Source organism: Halomonas sp. SL1 (assembly GCF_003030865.2).
Taxonomy (GTDB): domain Bacteria; phylum Pseudomonadota; class Gammaproteobacteria; order Pseudomonadales; family Halomonadaceae; genus Halomonas; species Halomonas halophila.
Map to the genome: position 1 here is coordinate 1 of NZ_PYUQ02000020.1, position 17,489 is coordinate 17,489.

14 protein-coding genes are annotated in these 17,489 nt (G+C 66.7%); 5 read left to right on the forward strand and 9 right to left on the reverse strand.

Annotated elements, in window-relative coordinates:
• Positions 1-730: 730 nt before the first annotated feature.
• Together pssA and ilvC are read right to left on the reverse strand one after the other, a co-directional pair.
• Positions 731-1,567: a CDP-diacylglycerol--serine O-phosphatidyltransferase gene (gene pssA, locus C9J49_RS13465; RefSeq protein ID WP_046077751.1), complete on the reverse strand. Its 837-nt coding sequence runs from the start codon at positions 1,565-1,567 to the stop codon at positions 731-733.
• Positions 1,568-1,696: 129 nt separating this feature from the next.
• Positions 1,697-2,713 carry a ketol-acid reductoisomerase gene (gene ilvC, locus C9J49_RS13470; protein ID WP_035592846.1) on the reverse strand — a complete coding sequence of 339 codons (1,017 nt, stop codon included), beginning with the start codon at positions 2,711-2,713 and terminating at the stop codon, positions 1,697-1,699.
• A gap of 192 nt (positions 2,714-2,905) precedes the next feature.
• Here ilvC and ilvY point away from each other — a divergent pair, with 192 nt between their 5' ends.
• Positions 2,906-3,796, forward strand: a complete 891-nt coding sequence (ilvY, locus tag C9J49_RS13475) for an HTH-type transcriptional activator IlvY (protein ID WP_046077752.1) — start codon at positions 2,906-2,908, stop codon at positions 3,794-3,796.
• A 68-nt stretch (positions 3,797-3,864) separates the two neighbouring features.
• Here ilvY and ilvN read toward each other — a convergent pair whose 3' ends face one another.
• Together ilvN and C9J49_RS13485 are read right to left on the reverse strand one after the other, a co-directional pair.
• Positions 3,865-4,356: an acetolactate synthase small subunit gene (ilvN, locus tag C9J49_RS13480; protein ID WP_035592844.1), complete on the reverse strand. Its 492-nt coding sequence runs from the start codon at positions 4,354-4,356 to the stop codon at positions 3,865-3,867.
• Complete coding sequence (locus C9J49_RS13485; protein ID WP_107182414.1) at positions 4,356-6,080, reverse strand: acetolactate synthase 3 large subunit; 1,725 nt, start codon at positions 6,078-6,080, stop codon at positions 4,356-4,358. The genes ilvN and C9J49_RS13485 overlap by 1 nt, the downstream gene beginning before the upstream one ends.
• A gap of 452 nt (positions 6,081-6,532) precedes the next feature.
• Here C9J49_RS13485 and C9J49_RS13490 point away from each other — a divergent pair, with 452 nt between their 5' ends.
• On the forward strand, positions 6,533-8,032 hold the full coding sequence (locus tag C9J49_RS13490; protein WP_258394070.1) for a sugar porter family MFS transporter: 1,500 nt from the start codon (positions 6,533-6,535) through the stop codon (positions 8,030-8,032).
• Between the two features lie 98 nt (positions 8,033-8,130).
• On the opposite strand, the gene clpB is transcribed toward C9J49_RS13490, so the two are convergent.
• The 3 genes from clpB to rluD form a co-directional block, all read right to left on the reverse strand.
• Entirely contained in the window at positions 8,131-10,713 is a 2,583-nt protein-coding gene (gene clpB / locus C9J49_RS13495; protein ID WP_107182415.1) for an ATP-dependent chaperone ClpB, read from the reverse strand.
• 172 nt (positions 10,714-10,885) lie between these two features.
• Positions 10,886-11,641, reverse strand: coding sequence for a peptidoglycan editing factor PgeF (gene pgeF / locus C9J49_RS13500; RefSeq protein WP_035592840.1), 756 nt, complete (start codon positions 11,639-11,641; stop codon positions 10,886-10,888).
• 10 nt (positions 11,642-11,651) lie between these two features.
• On the reverse strand, positions 11,652-12,611 hold the full coding sequence (gene rluD, locus C9J49_RS13505) for a 23S rRNA pseudouridine(1911/1915/1917) synthase RluD (protein ID WP_107182448.1): 960 nt from the start codon (positions 12,609-12,611) through the stop codon (positions 11,652-11,654).
• Between the two features lie 150 nt (positions 12,612-12,761).
• Between rluD and C9J49_RS13510 the strand changes: the two genes are divergently transcribed.
• Entirely contained in the window at positions 12,762-13,571 is an 810-nt protein-coding gene (locus C9J49_RS13510) for an outer membrane protein assembly factor BamD (RefSeq protein WP_035592839.1), read from the forward strand.
• Between the two features lie 114 nt (positions 13,572-13,685).
• Here C9J49_RS13510 and C9J49_RS13515 read toward each other — a convergent pair whose 3' ends face one another.
• Positions 13,686-15,317, reverse strand: coding sequence for an NAD+ synthase (locus C9J49_RS13515; protein WP_046077756.1), 1,632 nt, complete (start codon positions 15,315-15,317; stop codon positions 13,686-13,688).
• Between the two features lie 99 nt (positions 15,318-15,416).
• Between C9J49_RS13515 and C9J49_RS13520 the strand changes: the two genes are divergently transcribed.
• Positions 15,417-15,674: a PP0621 family protein gene (locus C9J49_RS13520; RefSeq protein ID WP_035592837.1), complete on the forward strand. Its 258-nt coding sequence runs from the start codon at positions 15,417-15,419 to the stop codon at positions 15,672-15,674.
• A gap of 40 nt (positions 15,675-15,714) precedes the next feature.
• Here the strand turns inward: C9J49_RS13520 and thiO are convergent, their stop codons facing one another.
• The gene (gene thiO / locus C9J49_RS13525; protein WP_107182416.1) at positions 15,715-16,818 is read right to left on the reverse strand and encodes a glycine oxidase ThiO; all 1,104 of its coding nucleotides are present in this window, start codon (positions 16,816-16,818) and stop codon (positions 15,715-15,717) included.
• Between the two features lie 98 nt (positions 16,819-16,916).
• Here thiO and C9J49_RS13530 point away from each other — a divergent pair, with 98 nt between their 5' ends.
• Complete coding sequence (locus tag C9J49_RS13530; RefSeq protein WP_052052324.1) at positions 16,917-17,480, forward strand: GspH/FimT family pseudopilin; 564 nt, start codon at positions 16,917-16,919, stop codon at positions 17,478-17,480.
• Positions 17,481-17,489 lie beyond the last annotated feature (9 nt).

The following is a 17,489-nucleotide window of genomic DNA, read 5'->3' on the forward strand; positions in this document are numbered from 1 at the left end:
TCAATCTGAGCCATGATCAAACTCTTCAGTTAAAAGCTTGATAGTTCCTAAGGTGGAACCAAACCTGGTTCAAGATTCAAACGTCTCTTTGACGAGTCGCTTGTCTTGATATCTAGTGACTGGTCACCGACATCCCGACAAGCGCCCACATGAATTATCTGATCGATTGTTAAAGAGCAGCTCGACTCAATAAGGAGAAGAGCATCTTGCGTTCCCGGCCGCTTGACCAGTGCCTCGCAAGGAAGGCGTATTCTACGTGATCGGCGCGTCGTGTCAACCGGTGATCTTCAAGCTCTCGAGAGAGCGAAGCAGATGACCGAGCGGTCGTCTTCAGCGAGTGAAGCGAGGTCCGATCGAGCCCTCAGCGGGCTACCGTAGCGAGTGGCGGGCATTCTACCGATTCCGCTGACCCTGTCAATCGAGCGATTTCGACATCCGCCGAAAAACCTCAAGAAAAACAAGCGCTTTTGCCACTCATCACCGCCTGCAACGTTGCCCGTCGCCGGCAGCGGATGCGTACTTTACGGATTCTCTCGGGGCAGCGCAAGGACTATTTGCCGAATCGTGACGATGGGATGAACAAGGCGTGACACTCACCTGCACCGGCACCCGCGGAAAGCTATCCACACCCGCCTGCCCGCTCGACCGCCTGTGGATAATTCAGGCCCGGCGCCCAGAGACAACAACGCCCGCACGAGGCGGGCGTCATGGCCGGCAAGGATAACGCGATTCAGCCCTTGGCGCCGCTCTTCATCTTGCGCAGCAGAGCACATACCGGGCCGGAAGCGACATAGGCGCCGAACAGCAGCAGCAGCATCACCGACGGCTCGATGGAGATGACCACGAAACCGAGCACGATCGCCAGCAGCACCACGAAGGGCACCGGCCCCTTGAGGTCGACGTCCTTGAAGCTGTAGTAGCGAACGTTACTGACCATCAGCACGCCGGCGGCACCGACCAGGAACAGCATCAGCAGCTTGAAGCCGAAGGCATCGGCATCGAAGCTGTGGAAGGTCCAGACGCTGGCGGCGACCACTGCCGCGGCGGAGGGGCTCGGCAGGCCGATGAACCAGCGTTTGTCGACGCTGCCGATCTGCACGTTGAAGCGTGCCAGGCGCAGGGCGGCACAGGCCACATAGAGGAAGGCCACCACCCAACCGGTCTTGCCCACGTCCTGCAGGATCCAGGTGAAGGCCACGAGCCCGGGCGCCACGCCGAAGGACAGCATGTCGGACAGCGAGTCGAACTCGGCGCCGAAGGCGCTCTGGGTATTGGTCAGGCGCGCCACCCGCCCGTCCAGGCCGTCAAGCACCATGGCGATGAAGATGGCGATGGAAGCCGAGGTGAAATCGCCGTTGATGGCGGCCACCACGGCGAAGAAGCCGGAGAACAGCGCCGAGGTGGTGAACAGGTTGGGCAGCAGGTAGATCCCCTTGCGGCGGACCTTCTTGCCATCCTCCAACGCCTCCTCGACCACTTCCGACTCACGCAGGAAGGTCTTGGCCAGATCATCGTCGTCGTGTGGCGGCGGGGTCTGAGGCTCGCGATTGCTGGGGTCCTGACTCATGGTGTCATCCGTTGCGACTGGGGTTGGCTCCATTCTACACATAGAGCCCGGCGGGACTCATTGCCCATGAACGCAAACGAGGGCGCGGTTTCCCGCGCCCTCGCTTCGGCTGCTATCGATGACGCCCGATCAGTTCTTGGACTTGTCGACCAGCTGGTTGGCGGCGATCCACGGCATCATGCCGCGCAGCTTCTCGCCGACCTGCTCGATCGGATGCTCGGCGTTCAGACGGCGACGCGCGGTCATCGACGGGTAGTTGGTCTCACCCTCGTTGATGAACATCTTGGCATACTCGCCGGTCTGGATGCGCTTGAGAGCGTTGCGCATGGCTTCGCGGGACTGGTCGTTGATGACCTCACCGCCGGTGACGTACTCGCCATACTCCGCGTTGTTGGAGATGGAGTAGTTCATGTTGGCGATGCCGCCCTCGTACATCAGGTCGACGATCAGCTTGAGCTCGTGCAGACACTCGAAGTAGGCCATTTCCGGGGCATAGCCTGCCTCGGTCAGGGTCTCGAAGCCGGCCTTGACCAGCTCGACCGCACCGCCACACAGCACCGCCTGCTCGCCGAACAGGTCGGTCTCGGTCTCGTCGCGGAAGGTGGTCTCGATGATGCCGGTACGGCCGCCGCCGACGCCCGCCGCGTAGGACAGCGCGAGTTCCTTGGCGCTGCCGGTGGCGTCCTGATGGATGGCGATCAGGTCGGGGATACCGCCGCCCTTGACGAACTCGGAGCGCACGGTGTGGCCCGGGGCCTTCGGCGCGATCATGATCACGTCGAGGTCGGCGCGCGGCACGATCTGGTTGTAGTGGATGTTGAAGCCGTGAGCGAAGGCCAGGGTCGCGCCCTGCTTCAGGTTCGGCTCGATCTGCTGCTCGTAGATGGCCTTCTGATTCTCGTCCGGCGCCAGCACCATCACCACGTCGGCGGCCCTGGAGGCCTCTTCGACGGAAGCGACCTTGAGACCGGCGGCCTCGGCCTTGGCGGCGGAGGAGGAGCCTTCACGCAGCGCGACGACGACGTCGACACCGGACTCCTTCAGGTTGTTGGCGTGAGCGTGACCCTGGGAGCCATAACCCACGATGGCCACCTGCTTGCCCTGGATGAGGGAGAGATCGCAGTCCTTGTCGTAATAAACGCGCATGTGAGGCTCCTGAAAACGAGTATGAGAAAGAGGTGTCAGCGTTGATGGCCACCCGCGCCGTCTTGTCGCGGCGCTGGGCGTCAGGCCCCGGGTCTGCGTGCCCGGTCGATGCATCGACTCTACGCCAGGCACTTCATTGCGTAAAACGCTATATTTGCAATGTCATATCCCGAAATGTGAAATACTCAGCCCATGGACATGCGCCCCCTGAAGCACTTCCTCGCCCTGGCCGACACCCTGCACTTCGGCCGTGCCAGCGAGGCCTGCCACGTCAGTCCCTCCACCCTCTCGCGGTCGATCCGCCAGCTGGAGGAAAGCCTCGGCGTGCGCCTCTTCGAGCGCGACAACCGCCACGTGACGCTGACCCGCCAGGGCCATCAGTTCCACGACTATGCCCGGGACGCCCTGGAGGAATGGGAACGGCTGCGCCAGTCGATGATGAGCGAGGCCCAGGCGCTGACGGGGGAAATCAGCATCTACTGCTCGGTGACCGCCAGCTACAGCTTCCTCTACGACCTGCTCAGCGAGTTCCGCACCCGCCACCCGGGCATCGAGCTCAAGTTGCACACCGGCGACCCCGCCCAGTCGATGCCAAGAGTACTGGCCGGCAACGAGGACATGGCGATCACCCTGAGGCCGCGTCGACTGCCCGAGGCCCTGGCCTTCAAGTCGCTGACCCGCTCGCCGCTGGTGTTCATCGCCCCGAGGGAGCCTCAGTCATGGATCCCGGCCTCACCGGAGGCGTCCCGCCCCGAGCAGTGGCGGGACGTGCCGATGATCCTCTCGGAATCGGGGCTGTCGCGGGAGGTCAGCGACACCTGGTTCCGGGCGCTGGGCCTCAAGCCGCGCATCTACGCCCAGGTCTCGGGCCACGAGGCCATCGTCAGCATGGTCAGCCTGGGCTTCGGCGTCGGCGTGGTGCCGGGCATCGTGCTGGAGGCGAGCCCGCTGGCCGAGCGAGTCCGGGTGCTGCCGGTGAAGCCGGAGCTGCCCCACTACGACGTCGGACTGTGCGTACTCAACCGCCGGCTGAAGAGCCCGCTGATCCACGCCCTGTGGGCCGAGGTCGAGGAGCACGGCTGACGCTCCTTCCAGACACGAGAAAGCCGCCCCGTAGGGCGGCTTCTTCGATCGGGCGGATCAGCTCGAAATTACAGCGACAGGACCTTGTCGCCACGGGCGATCCCCGACACCCCCGTGCGCGCCACCTCGAGCAGCCCCACCGGGGACATCGCCTCGAGGAAGGCGTCCAGCTTGCTGGCGTCGCCGGTGATCTGGACGGTGTACTGGCTCGGCGTCACGTCGACGATCTGCGCGCGGAAGATGTCCACGGTGCGCTTCACCTCGTCCCGCGCCGCGCCCAGCGCCTTCACCTTGACCAGCATCAGCTCGCGCTCGATGTGGCTGCCCTCGGTCAGGTCCACCAGCTTGACCACGTCCACCAGCTTGTTGAGATGCTTGGTGATCTGCTCGATCACTCGATCGTCGCCGATGGTGGTCACGGTCAGACGCGACAGCGTCTCGTCGTCGGTGGGGGCCACGTTGAGAGTTTCGATGTTGAAGTTGCGCTGGGAAAACAGCCCCACCACGCGAGACAGGGCGCCCGGTTCGTTTTCCATCAGAATCGAGATGATATGGCGCATCAGGTCCGCTCCGTCTTGGAAAGCAGCATGTCACGCATGGAGCCCAGAGGCACCTGCATCGGATAGACGTGCTCGTGGGGGTCCACGGCGACGTCGAGGAACACCAGCTCGTCGTTGTCGGCGAAGGTCTTCTCCAACGCCGACTCGAGTTCCTCTTTCGTCTGCACCTTCAGGGCGGTGAAGCCATAGGACTCGATCAGTTTCTGGAAATCGGGCAGCGACTCCATGTAGGAATGCGCATGGCGGGACTTGTAGTTCAGGTCCTGCCACTGGCGCACCATGCCGAGCGAGGCATTGTTGAGGTTGATGATCTTCACCCCGCCACCGAACTGCTTACAGGTAGAGAGCTCCTGCATCATCATCTGGAAGCTGCCCTCACCGGTGAAGCAGACCACCTGCTCGTCGGGGAAGTTCTGCTTGATGCCCATGGCCGCCGGGAAGCCGAAGCCCATGGTGCCGAGCCCGCCGGAGGTGACGAAGCGGTTGGGCTTGTCGAACTTGTAGTACTGGGCGGCGAACATCTGGTGCTGCCCCACGTCGGTGGTCACGTAGGCCTGGCCGCGGGTCGCGCGGCATACCGCCTCGATGACTTCCTGGGGCTTGAGCACCTCGCCCTCGGCGGACGGCTCGTAGAGCTTGCCGCGGCGCTCCTCGCGCCAGCCGTCGATGGTCTGCCACCACTCGGTGAGCGCCTCGGTGCTGGCGATCTCGCGGCCCTGCAGCAGGCTGATCATCTCGTTGATCACGCTGCCGGCCGGTCCCACGATCGGCACGTCGGCACGCACCGTCTTGGAGATCGAGCTCGGATCGATGTCGACGTGGACGATCTTGGCCGTGGGGCAGAACTTGGAGGTGTTGTTGGTCACCCGGTCGTCGAAGCGCGCCCCGATGGCGATGATCAGGTCGGCGTGGTGCATGGCCATGTTGGACTCGTAGGAGCCGTGCATGCCCAGCCAGCCGAGGCACTGGTCGTCGCTCTGCGGGAAGGCGCCGATGCCCATCAGGGTGGTGGTGATCGGGAAGCCCAGCCGCTTGACCAGATCGGTCAGCCCCTCGCTGGCCTCGCCGGTCACCACCCCGCCGCCGGTGTAGAAGACCGGCCGGCGCGCCTTGAGCATCAGCTCCACGGCCTTCTTGATCTGGCCGGTATGGCCGCGCGTCACCGGGTTGTAGGAGCGCAGCTTGACCTTCTTCGGATAGACGTACTCGTAGCGCTCGGTGGGGGCGGTCATGTCCTTGGGAATGTCCACCACCACCGGGCCGGGCCGCCCGGTGGACGCCAGATAGAAGGCCTTCTTGAGGACTTCCGGAATCTCGCTCGGATGCTTGACCGAGAAGCTGTGCTTCACGATCGGCCGGGTCACGCCGACGATGTCGGTTTCCTGGAAGGCATCGTCGCCGATCAGGTGGCTCATCACCTGGCCGCACAGCACCACCATGGGAATCGAGTCCATGTAGGCGGTGGCGATGCCGGTCACCGCGTTGGTGGCGCCGGGACCGGAGGTGACCAGCACCACGCCCGGCTTGCCGGAGGCCCGGGCGTAGCCGTCGGCGGCGTGGGTGGCGGCCTGTTCGTGGCGCACCAGGATGTGCTTGACCTTGTCCTGTCGGAACAGGGCGTCATAGATGTGTAGCGCAGCGCCGCCGGGATAGCCGTAGATGTATTCGACGCCCTCGTCTTGCAGGAAGCGGGCGATCATGTCCGCGCCGGAAAGCAGTTCCACTGATGTTTCTCCCCTGGAGGTCTCGAGTGCGATCCGCGCCCTCGTCGGGCACGGGGTCGAGTGCGGCGGTATGCCGCTGCCGGTCTCGCCGGCACCTGATGCCAAACCCTGGCGTATTGAGGCCCGGTTAGGGCCAGCACTCTAATCACGGCGGATCACCGCGTCGGGGCGTTGGCCAGGCCGGGCGGTTAGCCCGGACCCGGAAGTCCTTCGGCGGGTAGAGGCCAGGCGGCCTACCCTTCGCACGGAAATCGGGGGTCGCCCGCTGGAGTCCGCGCCCGATAATCAGGAAGGGTCAAGATTCCAATAGCGTCCGAAAAGTGTCAACCGCCGCCCGCACCGGCAGGCGCCGATCGGCGCATTTCGGCGTTTCCGCGCCCCGCTCTCGCCATCGTTTAAGACGAAAGTCTAAAATGACCGACTCGCGACCGCCTGGCGTTGCTGCTTTAATGATGCCAGCTGACACGATTCACCTTTCTCGAGCGCCCTTCCGCTTCCTCGTCACGCCGACAAGGCGACGCCTGCAAGATGAATCGATTCACCCACATTCAGAACACCGCCTCACCGAGGAGACGCCCATGTCACGCATCGTGCAGTGGTCCATCACCGTGGCCCTGGCCGGCTTCCTGTTCGGCTTCGACACCGCGGTCATCTCGGGCGCCGACCAGCCCATCCAGACGCTCTGGGGGCTCAGCGACCTCCAACACGGCCTGCTGATCATGTCCATGGCCCTGTGGGGCACCGTGATCGGCGCCATCGGCGGCAACTGGCCGACCGACCGCCTGGGCCGCCGCGCCACCCTGCTGCTGATCGGCATGCTCTACCTGGTGTCCGCGATCGGCTCGGCGCTGGCCACCGATCCCTACTGGTTCTCGCTGTTCCGCCTGCTGGGCGGCATCGGCGTCGGCATCTCCTCGGTGGCCGCCCCGACCTACATCTCCGAGATCGCCCCGGCCAAGCACCGCGGCACCCTGGTCGCGCTGTACCAGTTCAACGTGGTGTTCGGCATCCTGATGGCCTTCATCTCCAACTACGTGGTGGGCGGGCTGTTCGAGACCAATGCCTGGCGCTGGATGCTCGGCATCGAGATCGTGCCGGCGCTGCTCTACACCCTGCTGATCAGCCGGGTGCCGCGCAGCCCGCGCTGGCTGATCCTGCATCGCGGCGACACCCAGGGCGCCCGCGAGGTGCTGCTGCGCCTCGACCCCGCCGCCGACGTCGACGCCCAGATCGCCGAGATCCAGGCCGCCGAGGACAGCGAGGAGCGCGCCCACGCCGGCTTCTTCTCCGGCCGCTACCGGCTGCCGATCCTGCTGGCCTTCCTGATCGCCTTCTTCAACCAGCTCTCGGGCATCAACTTCATCATCTACTATGCCCCGCGGGTGCTCGAGGCCGCCGAGCTCGGCGCCAACACCGCCCTGCTCTCCACCGCCGGCATCGGCCTGGTCAACCTGGTGTTCACCATGCTCGGCATGGCGCTGATCGATCGCCTGGGGCGCCGCACCCTGCTCTACATCGGCTCGGCCGGCTATCTGGTCTCGCTGGTGCTGATCTCGCGCGCCTTCTTCAGCGGCGAGCTCGGCGGGCTGGACGTGCCACTGCTGCTGGGCCTGTTCATCGCCGCCCACGCCATGAGCCAGGGGGCGATCATCTGGGTGTTCATCTCCGAGGTGTTCCCCAACCACGTGCGGGCCCGCGGCCAATCCTTCGGCAGCTCGGTGCACTGGGTGTGCGCGGCGCTGATCGCGCTGCTGATGCCGTGGGTGCTCGGCACCTTCAGCGGCGGCCCGGTGTTCGCCTTCTTCGCCGTGATGATGGCGCTGCAGCTGGTGTTCGTGATGTTCCTGATGCCGGAGACCAAGGGCGTCTCCCTCGAGGAGCTGCAGAAGCGCCTGGTGCGCGAACCGCAGGGCAAGCGCGAGGCCTCGAGCGCCGCCGCCCAGCGCGCCTGATACGACGCAGCCTCCCCGCCGTCGAGCAGGCGGCCCGGCAAAAGAAAACCGCCCGCGCCTTTCGGCGCGGGCGGTCTCGTTTCAGGGCGTGTAACGCCTCAGCTCTGGAACACCAGGCGGTCGCCCTCGGCCTCGACGCGAATGACATCGCCCGGCGAGAACGCCCCGGCCAGCAGGTCCTGGGCCAGCGGATTCTCGAGGCGGTTCTGGATCGCCCGCTTCAGCGGCCGCGCGCCGAACACCGGATCGAAGCCGACCTCGGCCAGCTGCGCCATGGCCGCGTCGGAGACTTCGAGCGACAGGTCGTGCTCGGCCAGCCGCCCGCGCAGGCGCTCGAGCTGGATGGCGGCGATGGCCTGGATCTGCTCCTGACGCAGGGCGTGGAACACCACCACCTCGTCGATGCGGTTGATCAGCTCGGGGCGGAAGTGGGTGCCGACCACGTCCATCACCGCGGACTTCATCTGCGCGTAGCCGCTGTCGTCGCCGCCCATGCCCTGGATGATTTCGGAGCCGAGGTTGGAGGTCATCACGATCACGGTGTTGCGGAAGTCCACCGTGCGGCCCTGGCCATCGGTCAGGCGGCCGTCCTCGAGCACCTGCAGCAGGATGTTGAAGACGTCGGCGTGGGCCTTCTCGACCTCGTCGAGCAGCAGCACCGAGTAGGGCTTGCGGCGCACCGCCTCGGTCAGGTAGCCCCCCTCCTCGTAGCCGACGTAGCCGGGAGGCGCGCCGATCAGCCGGGCCACGGAGTGCTTCTCCATGAACTCGGACATGTCGATGCGCACCATGGCTTCCTCGGTGTCGAACAGGAAGCCGGCCAGCGACTTGCACAGCTCGGTCTTGCCCACCCCGGTCGGGCCGAGGAACAGGAAGGAGCCGTTGGGGCGGTTCGGGTCGGCGAGCCCGGCCCGGGAGCGGCGCACGGCGTTGGCCACCGCGGTGACCGCCTCGTCCTGGCCGATGACCCGCTCGTGCAGCGCTTCCTCCATGCGCAGCAGCTTGTCGCGCTCGCCCTCGAGCATCTTGGACACCGGAATGCCGGTCCAGCGCGACACCACCTCGGCGATCTCCTCCTCGGTGACGTTGGAGCGCAGCAGCTGGTGCTTGGCGGTATCGGCCTCGGCGTCACTGGACTCGGCGATCTTCTGCTCGAGCTCGGGAATCACCCCGTACTGAAGCTCGGACATCCGCCCCAGGTCGCCCTGACGGCGCGCCTGCTCGAGGTCGATGCGGGCACGGTCGAGCTCGTCCTTGAACTGGGCCGCGCCCTGGATGCTGGCCTTCTCGGCCTTCCAGATCTCGTCGAGATCGGCGTACTCGCGCTCGAGCTCCTCGATCTGTTCCTCGAGGCTGTCGAGGCGCTTCTTGGAGGCCTCGTCGGTCTCCTTCTTGAGGTGCTCGCGCTCCATCTTGAGCTGGATCAGCCGGCGGTCGAGGCGGTCCATCTCCTCGGGCTTGGAGTCGAGCTCCATGCGGATCCGCGAGCAGGCCTCGTCGATCAGGTCGATGGCCTTGTCCGGCAGCTGGCGATCGGTGATGTAGCGGGTCGACAGCTTGGCCGCGGCGATGATGGCGCCGTCGGTGATGTCGACGCCGTGGTGCACCTCGTAGCGTTCCTTGAGGCCGCGCAGGATGGCCACGGTATCTTCCTCGGAGGGCTCGTCGACCAGCACCTTCTGGAAGCGACGCTCCAGGGCGGCATCCTTCTCGATGTGCTGGCGGTACTCGTCGAGGGTGGTGGCGCCCACGCAGTGCAGCTCGCCGCGCGCCAGCGCCGGCTTGAGCATGTTGCCGGCGTCCATGGCGCCCTCGGCCTTGCCGGCACCGACCATGGTGTGCAGCTCGTCGATGAACAGGATGATCCGGCCCTCCTCCTGGGCCAGCTCCTTGAGCACCGCTTTCAGGCGTTCCTCGAACTCGCCGCGGAACTTGGCCCCGGCCAGCAGCGCGCCCATGTCCAGCGACAGCACGCGCTTGTCCTTGAGGCCCTCGGGCACCTCGCCGTCGACGATGCGCTGGGCCAGACCCTCGACGATGGCGGTCTTGCCGACGCCGGGCTCGCCGATCAGCACCGGGTTGTTCTTGGTCCGGCGCTGCAGCACCTGCACGGTGCGGCGGATCTCGTCGTCGCGGCCGATCACCGGGTCGAGCTTGCCGCTGGACGCCCGCTCGGTGAGATCCAGGGTGTACTTCTCCAGCGCCTCGCGGCTCTCCTCGGCGTTGGGATCGCTGACCTTCTCGCCGCCGCGCACGCTGTCGATGGCGGTCTCCAGCGACTTGCGGCTCACACCCGCCTGGCCGAGCAGCTTGCTCACCGCATGGCGCATCTCCAGCGCGGCCAGCAGCACCAGCTCGCTGGCGATGTACTGGTCGCCGCGCTTCTGGGCCTCGCGGTCGGTGAGGTTGAACAGCTTCATCAGGTCGCGGGACGGCTGCACCTCGCCGTCGAAATCGCCGACCTTGGGCAGGTCGTCGAGATGGCCGACCAGGCCGTCGCGCAGCCTGGCGGCGTCGCCGCCGGCCTTCTGCACCAGCGCCTTGACGCCAGTATCGCTGGCATCGAGCAGCGCCAGCAGCAGGTGGCCGGGCTCGAGCTGGTTATGACCGTGGCCCACGGCCAGCGACTGGGCATCAGCCACGGCGTTCTGCAGCTTGGCGGTGAACTTGTCGATTCGCATAGCGTTTCCTCCGTCGGGGTAGCGGCGCGATTCGGACGCGCCGCCTGTCCCAATGTCATGAGTCTTGACATCTTAAGTGGCGTCAGGATGGCCGGCTTTCAAGTCAGCCGCCGGAGGAAACGCCGGAGGGTTGATATGCATCAAGGAGCGAGGCGCTCTCGCCGCGGGTAACTCAGCGCAGCCAGATCATGCTGGCCATGCGGCCGGTGACGCCGTCGTCACGGCGGTAGGAATAGAAGCGGGATTCGCAGGCGGTGCAGAAGTGGCCGCCGCTGATATGGGACAGTCCCAGCCGTTCCAGGCGCAGTCGCGCCAGCTTGTACAGGTCGGCCATGTAGTGGCCCAGCCGATAGGGGCTCGGCACGAAGGCCTCGGCGGCATCGGGCTGCACGGCGACGAAGGCCTCGCGCACCTCGCGCCCGACCTCGAACTGGGCATTGGAGATCGCCGGCCCCAGCCAGGCCATCAGCGACTCGGGCGGCGCGCCCATGGCGGCCACCGTGGCCTCGAGCACGCCGCCGGCCAGGCCGCGCCAGCCGGCGTGGGCCACGCCGACCCGCTGGCCGTCGCGGTCGCAGAAGAACACCGGCAGGCAGTCGGCGGTCAGCACCACGCAGGCATGACCACGGTCGAGGGCCACCGAGGCATCGGCCTCGGGCGGGGTCTCGAGGTATTCCGACTGCACCCGGGCGCCGTGGGCCTGATCGAGCCACAGCAGCGGCCGGTCATCGCCGACTTCCTTCTGCAGCTGGCGGCGGCACAGTGCCACGTGGGCAGCGTTGTCGCCGACGTGCTGCGCCGGATTGAAGGCGGCGAAGCGCCCTTGACTGGGCCCGGTCTCGCGGGTGGTAACGCAGGCCGCCACCGAGGGCGGCGCCGGCCAGTCGGGGCGAATCAGGGTCGGGCGCAGGTCGAGGGCATCGCTCATCGCGGTTTCCTTAGCGGCGAGTCTCGCGGTCTTCGCGCAGGAAGTCCAGCAGCATCAGCATGTCATCCGGCAGGGCGGCGCGAAAGGTCAGCGTCTCGCCGCTGGTCGGGTGCACGAAGGCCAGCTTGCGGGCGTGCAGCGCCTGGCGGGGGAACTCGCGCAGTACCTCCTTGAGCGTCTCGCCGGCGCCGGCCGGCAGCTTGAGGCGCCCGCCGTAGACCGGGTCGCCGATCAGCGGATAGTGCAGGTGCGCCAGGTGCACGCGGATCTGGTGGGTGCGGCCGGTCTCCAGCTTGCAGCGCACGTGGGTGTGGGCGCGGAAACGCTCGACCACCCGATAGTGCGTCACCGCCGGCTTGCCGGAGGCGGTCACCGCCTGGCGCTTGCGGTCCTTGGGGTGACGGCCGATGGCCGCGTCCACCTTGCCGCCGGAGGTCATTACCCCGACCGAGACGGCGTCGTACTCGCGGGACACGGTACGCGCCTGGAGCTGCTCCACCAGCGCGGTCTGGGCGCCCAGGGTCTTGGCCACCACCATCAGCCCGCTGGTGTCCTTGTCCAGGCGATGCACGATGCCGGCCCGCGGCACCGCCGCCAGCGCGGGACAGTGATGCAGCAGGCCGTTGAGCAGGGTGCCATCGGGATTGCCGGCGGCCGGGTGCACCACCAGGCCGGGCGGCTTGTTGATCACCAGCACCTCGTCGTCCTCGTACACCACGTCCAGCGGGATGTCCTCGGGCTCGAAGCGGGCATCGTCCTCGACCGTCGCGGTCAGCGCCACGGCCTCGCCGCCGTAGACCTTGTCGCGAGGCTTGGCGGGACGGCCGTCCAGGGTCAGCGCGCCCTCCTTGATCCAGGCCTTGAGGCGTTCCCGGGAGAAGTCGGAGAAGAGGTCGGCGGCGGCCTGGTCGAGGCGCAGGCCGGCCATGTGCTCGGGGACGCGGTGCTGGGCTTCGAAGGTCTGGGACATGGACTCGATGATCATCCGTCTGGGCGGTGGAGCGCTCCGCGGCAGCACGCTCGGCGCGGTGACTGCGTTTTGCCACGAGGTGCTTTATAGTGGGCGAATTCGGGCCGATTCTAGCACGGCCACCCAGGGTTGTTTGACACGAGGATCACGATGCGCGTTATCACGACCGGACCCCGCCTGGCCGTCATGCTGCTGGCGAGTGCCCTGCTGGCCGGCTGTGCCAGTTCTCAGGAGCAGGAGGCGCCTGACCTGCAGGAACGCCAGCTGTACGACGAGGGACGCTCGGCGCTGGAGGGCGGACGCTTTACCACCGCCATCAACCGGCTCGAAGCCATCGACACCCGCTTCCCGTTCGGCGATACCGCCGAGCAGGCCCAGCTGGAACTGATCTACGCCTACTACCAGACCGACGACTGGGAGAAGGCGCGGGCCGCGGCCAGCCGTTTCATCCGCCTGCACCCGGACCATCCCCAAGTCGACTACGCCTACTACCTGCGCGGTCTCTCCGCCTGGCAGGCCGGGCGCTTCAGCCTCGAAGGGCTGCGGCTGATCGACATCTCCAAGCGCGACCTGGGCGCCACCCGCGACGCCTATTCCGACTTCCGCGAGCTGGTCCAGCGCTTCCCCGACAGCCAATATGCGCCGGATGCCCAGCAGCGCATCGTCTACCTGCGCAACGTGCTGGCCCGCCACGAGCTGCAGGTGGCCGACTTCTACCTGCGCAAGGGCGCCTACCTGGCGGCCGTCGAGCGTGGCCGCTGGGTCATCGAGCACTACCCCGAGGCACAGGCCACCCGTGACGCCCTGGCGACCATGGTCGAGGGCTATCTGGGCCTCGACATGACCGAGCGGGCCCGCGAGACCCTGCGGGTGCTGATCGACAACGCCCCGGACCACGAGCGCCTCGACGGCCGCACCTTCGACCCGCAGTACGTCGACGCGGCCCCGATCACCGCCTGACCCGGGTAACGCTCCTCGCGGGCGATCAACCGACGACGAAAAGCGGCGCTGCCAATGGCAGCGCCGCTTTTTCATGTCACCTTCATGCGGGTCGCCGCCCTCGGGCGGCTCAGCTCACTCGCCGGGCTGCCAGCCGTTGACGATGGGATAGCGGCGGTCGCGGCCGAAGCCGCGACGGGTGACGCGCACGCCCACCGGCGCCTGGCGACGCTTGTACTCGCAGCGGTCGACCAGTTTCACCACCTGATAGACATCGTCGCGCTCGAAGCCGGCGTCGATGATCGCCTCGGCACTCATGTCGCCCTCGATGTAGCGCACCAGGATAGCGTCCAGGACGTCATAGTCCGGCAGCGAATCGCTGTCCTGCTGGTCCGGCGCCAGCTCGGCGGACGGCGGACGCTCGATGACCCGCTCGGGAATCGCCGGCGCCTGGGTGTTGCGCCAGCGCGCCAGGCGGTAGACCCAGGTCTTGTAGACGTCCTTGATGGCGTTGTAGCCGCCCACCATGTCGCCGTAGAGGGTGGCGTAGCCGACCGCCATCTCGCTCTTGTTGCCGGTGGTCAGCACCATCAGGCCCTTCTTGTTGGAGATTGCCATCAGCAGCACGCCGCGGCAGCGCGACTGCAGGTTCTCCTCGGTGGTGTCGCGCTCGGTGCCGGCGAAACTCTCGGCCAGGGTCGACATGAAGGACTCGACCATCGGCTCGATCGGCATCACCTCGTAGTCGACGCCCAGCAGCTCGGCCTGCTCGGCGGCGTCCTGCTTGGAAATGTCGGCGGTATAGTGGTACGGCATCATCACCGCGTGCACCCGCTGCGGCCCCAGCGCGTCCACCGCGATGGCCAGCGACAGCGCCGAGTCGATGCCGCCGGACAGGCCCAGCACCACACCCTTGAAGCCGCTCTTGTTGACGTAGTCGCGCAGTCCGGTGACCAGCGCGCAGTAGAGGTCCTCCTCGGGCTCGACCGACTCGTCGACCTCCCCGGCCTGGGGCACCCAGCGCTCCTGCTCGCGCACGAACTGTACCGGCATCAGCCCCACCGCCCAGTGCGGCGCCTGAACGCGCAGCTGGCCGTCGGCGTCGACACAGGCCGAGCCGCCGTCGAACACCAGCTCGTCCTGGCCACCGATCTGGTTGACATAGACGATCGGCAGCGACGCCTCGCGGGCGCGCTGCTCGAGCAGCGCCAGACGCTCGGCGGGCTTGTCCTGATGGAAGGGCGAAGCGTTGAGGGTGACCAGGATCTCGGCCCCGGCGTCCCGTGCCTGCTGCACCGGCGCCTCGGCCCAGACATCCTCGCAGATCAGGATGCCGAGCCTGGCGCCCTTGTGCTCGATCACCAGCGGCCGGGTGCCGACCGCGAAGTAACGCTGCTCGTCGAACACCTGGTAGTTGGGCAGCGCCTGCTTGGCGTATTCGTCGAGCCACTCGCCGTTGTAGAGCACGCCGGCCAGGTTCCAGGTCTGCCCCTCGCGGCGCCCGGGATAGCCGACGATCACCATCACGTCACGGGACATCTTCTCGGCCATCCGTGCCCGGGCCTCGCGCAGCCGCGTTTCCATGGAAGGGCGCAGCAGCAGGTCCTCCGGCGGATAGCCAGTCAGGAACAGCTCGGGCAGCACCACGATATCGGCACCATGCTCGATGCGCGCCTCGCGAACCGTCTCGATGGCCCGGTCGGTGTTGCCGGGAATGTCCCCCACCAGGGGGTCCAGCTGAGCCATCACCAGCGTCAGGTCTTGCATGGGCGTAGAAATCTCTCGAGAATCCTTGGATACCCGCATTGTCCCGCAAGGGCGGTCGAGTGGCAAAGGCGGCCGACACGCTACAGGGAGCGCTTAAGGATGAACCTCTTGCTGATCCGCCTGATCATCTTCGCCGTGCTGTTCTTCGCCGGCCTCAAGCTCTATCGCATGTACCGCGAATGGAAACTCGACCGGGAAGACGCCGACCAGGCGAGCCATCAGGGCGGACAGATGGTCCGCTGCGCCTGGTGTCAGGTGCACCTGCCGGAAAACGACGCCCTGCGCGAGAAGGGCGAGTGGTTCTGCTCCACCGACCACCGCGACAAGTATCTGGAGGAGCGCCGGCGCGAGGACTGACGGCGCCGCCCTCCTCTCTTCGACCGCACCGCGCTCTTCGTTACCGCCTCGATGTCACCCGGCCTTCGAGACGGTACGGCACCGGATCGAGTATCGGCTCGCGCCCCAGCAGCGCGTCGACCAGCAGGTGCGTCGAGGCCGGCGCCAGCACCAGCCCGTTACGGTAGTGGCCGGCATTGACGTGGAGACCCTCCAGCCCCGGCACCGCGCCGATGAACGGCACGCCGTCCGGCGATCCCGGGCGCAGCCCCGCCCAGTGATGCTCCACCTCGCACTCGGCCAGCGCCGGCACGATGCCGATCGCCGACGCGCGCAACGAGGCCTTCGCCTCGGCGTCCGTGGTCTTGTCGAAACCGGTCTCCTCGAGGGTCGAGCCGGCCAGCACCCGGCCGTCGGCCCGCGGAATCACATAGCGTCCGTCCATCAGTACCACGCGATTCACCAGCCCCGGCGGCGCCTCGAACAGGATCATCTGCCCCTTCACCGGGCGCACCGGCAGCGCCATCCAGACCCGCTCGAGCAGTTCCGCCGCCCAGGCGCCGCCGCAGACGATCGTGTGATCGCCCTCGACGATGCCGTCCGCGGTCTCGACGCCCGTGACCCGCGCCGCCGACTGCCGGAAGCCCGTGACCTCGCTGCCCTCTCGCAGCGTGACGCGAGGCATGGCCTCGAGCCGGCAGCGCAGCGCCTGGCCCAGGCGAGGATTGCGGATGCTGCCGAGGGTCGGCATCCACAGCGCATCATCGAAGCCCGGCGCAGCCTGTGGCTCCTTGGCATAGAGGAAATCGGCCGAGACCCGCTCCAGCGGTTTGCCCACCTCACGCGCCCAGCGCTCGGCCTGGGCCTCGTCATCGACCCGCAGGTAGAGCAGGCCCTTCTGACGATATTCCGGATCGACGCCGGTTTCCTCGAAGAGCCGCAGGGCCAGCTCGGGATAGAAGCCCTCCGACCAGGTGGCAAGGCGGGAGACGGGCGCCGAGTGGCGCCAGGGATAGAGCGGCGAGACGATGCCGCCACCGGCCCAGGAGGCCTCGCGGCCGCAGCGGCCGCGCTCGAGAAGGGTCACCGAATGGCCGGCATCGGCCAGTTGCAGGGTCGTCATCATGCCGATGACGCCACCGCCCACGACGAGGAAATCGCTCACGAGGCGTGTCCGAATTGACTGACAGTAGAAGTACGACGTCCGGCCAATAGTTAAGACGAGACCGCCAAGAAAGCCGAGACTTTGCCAAGGGGGACCACATGGCACCCGACGCCGCCGAAGAACGCTACCTTACCGACAAGCCGCGTAACTTGGCAAAGCCCGCCGCCAGGGGCTTCACGCTGATCGAGCTGCTGGTGGCGCTGGCGGTGCTGGTGATCATGGCCACCGTGGCCGTGCCCGGCTTTCAGCGGATGATGGCGCGAAATGAAGTGGCCGCCGAGGTGATGCGGCTAAAGTCAGCACTCGCCATGACGCGCAGCGCCGCCATTACCCGGCGCAGTACCGTGACCCTCTGCCCCACCGTCGACATGACCCAATGTCGGATCGACAACAACGCCGACGGAAAAGCCTGGCTGGCCACACTGGCCATCTTCGAAGGGCGCGGCGAACCCGGTGATGCTCTGCTGCGCAGCTTCGACGAGAGCCGCCTGCCGTCGCTGACCTACCGCAACGATAACCGTCCGGTGCGCTATGCGGCACTGGGCCGATCATCGGGGTATAACGGTACCTTTCGTCTCTGCGGGCGGCACGAAGAGGGCGCCAGGGTCATCGTCAATAACGTTGGTCGGGTTCGCGTCGATTCCCGGCGGCCTCAGTGCTGAGCTTGACGA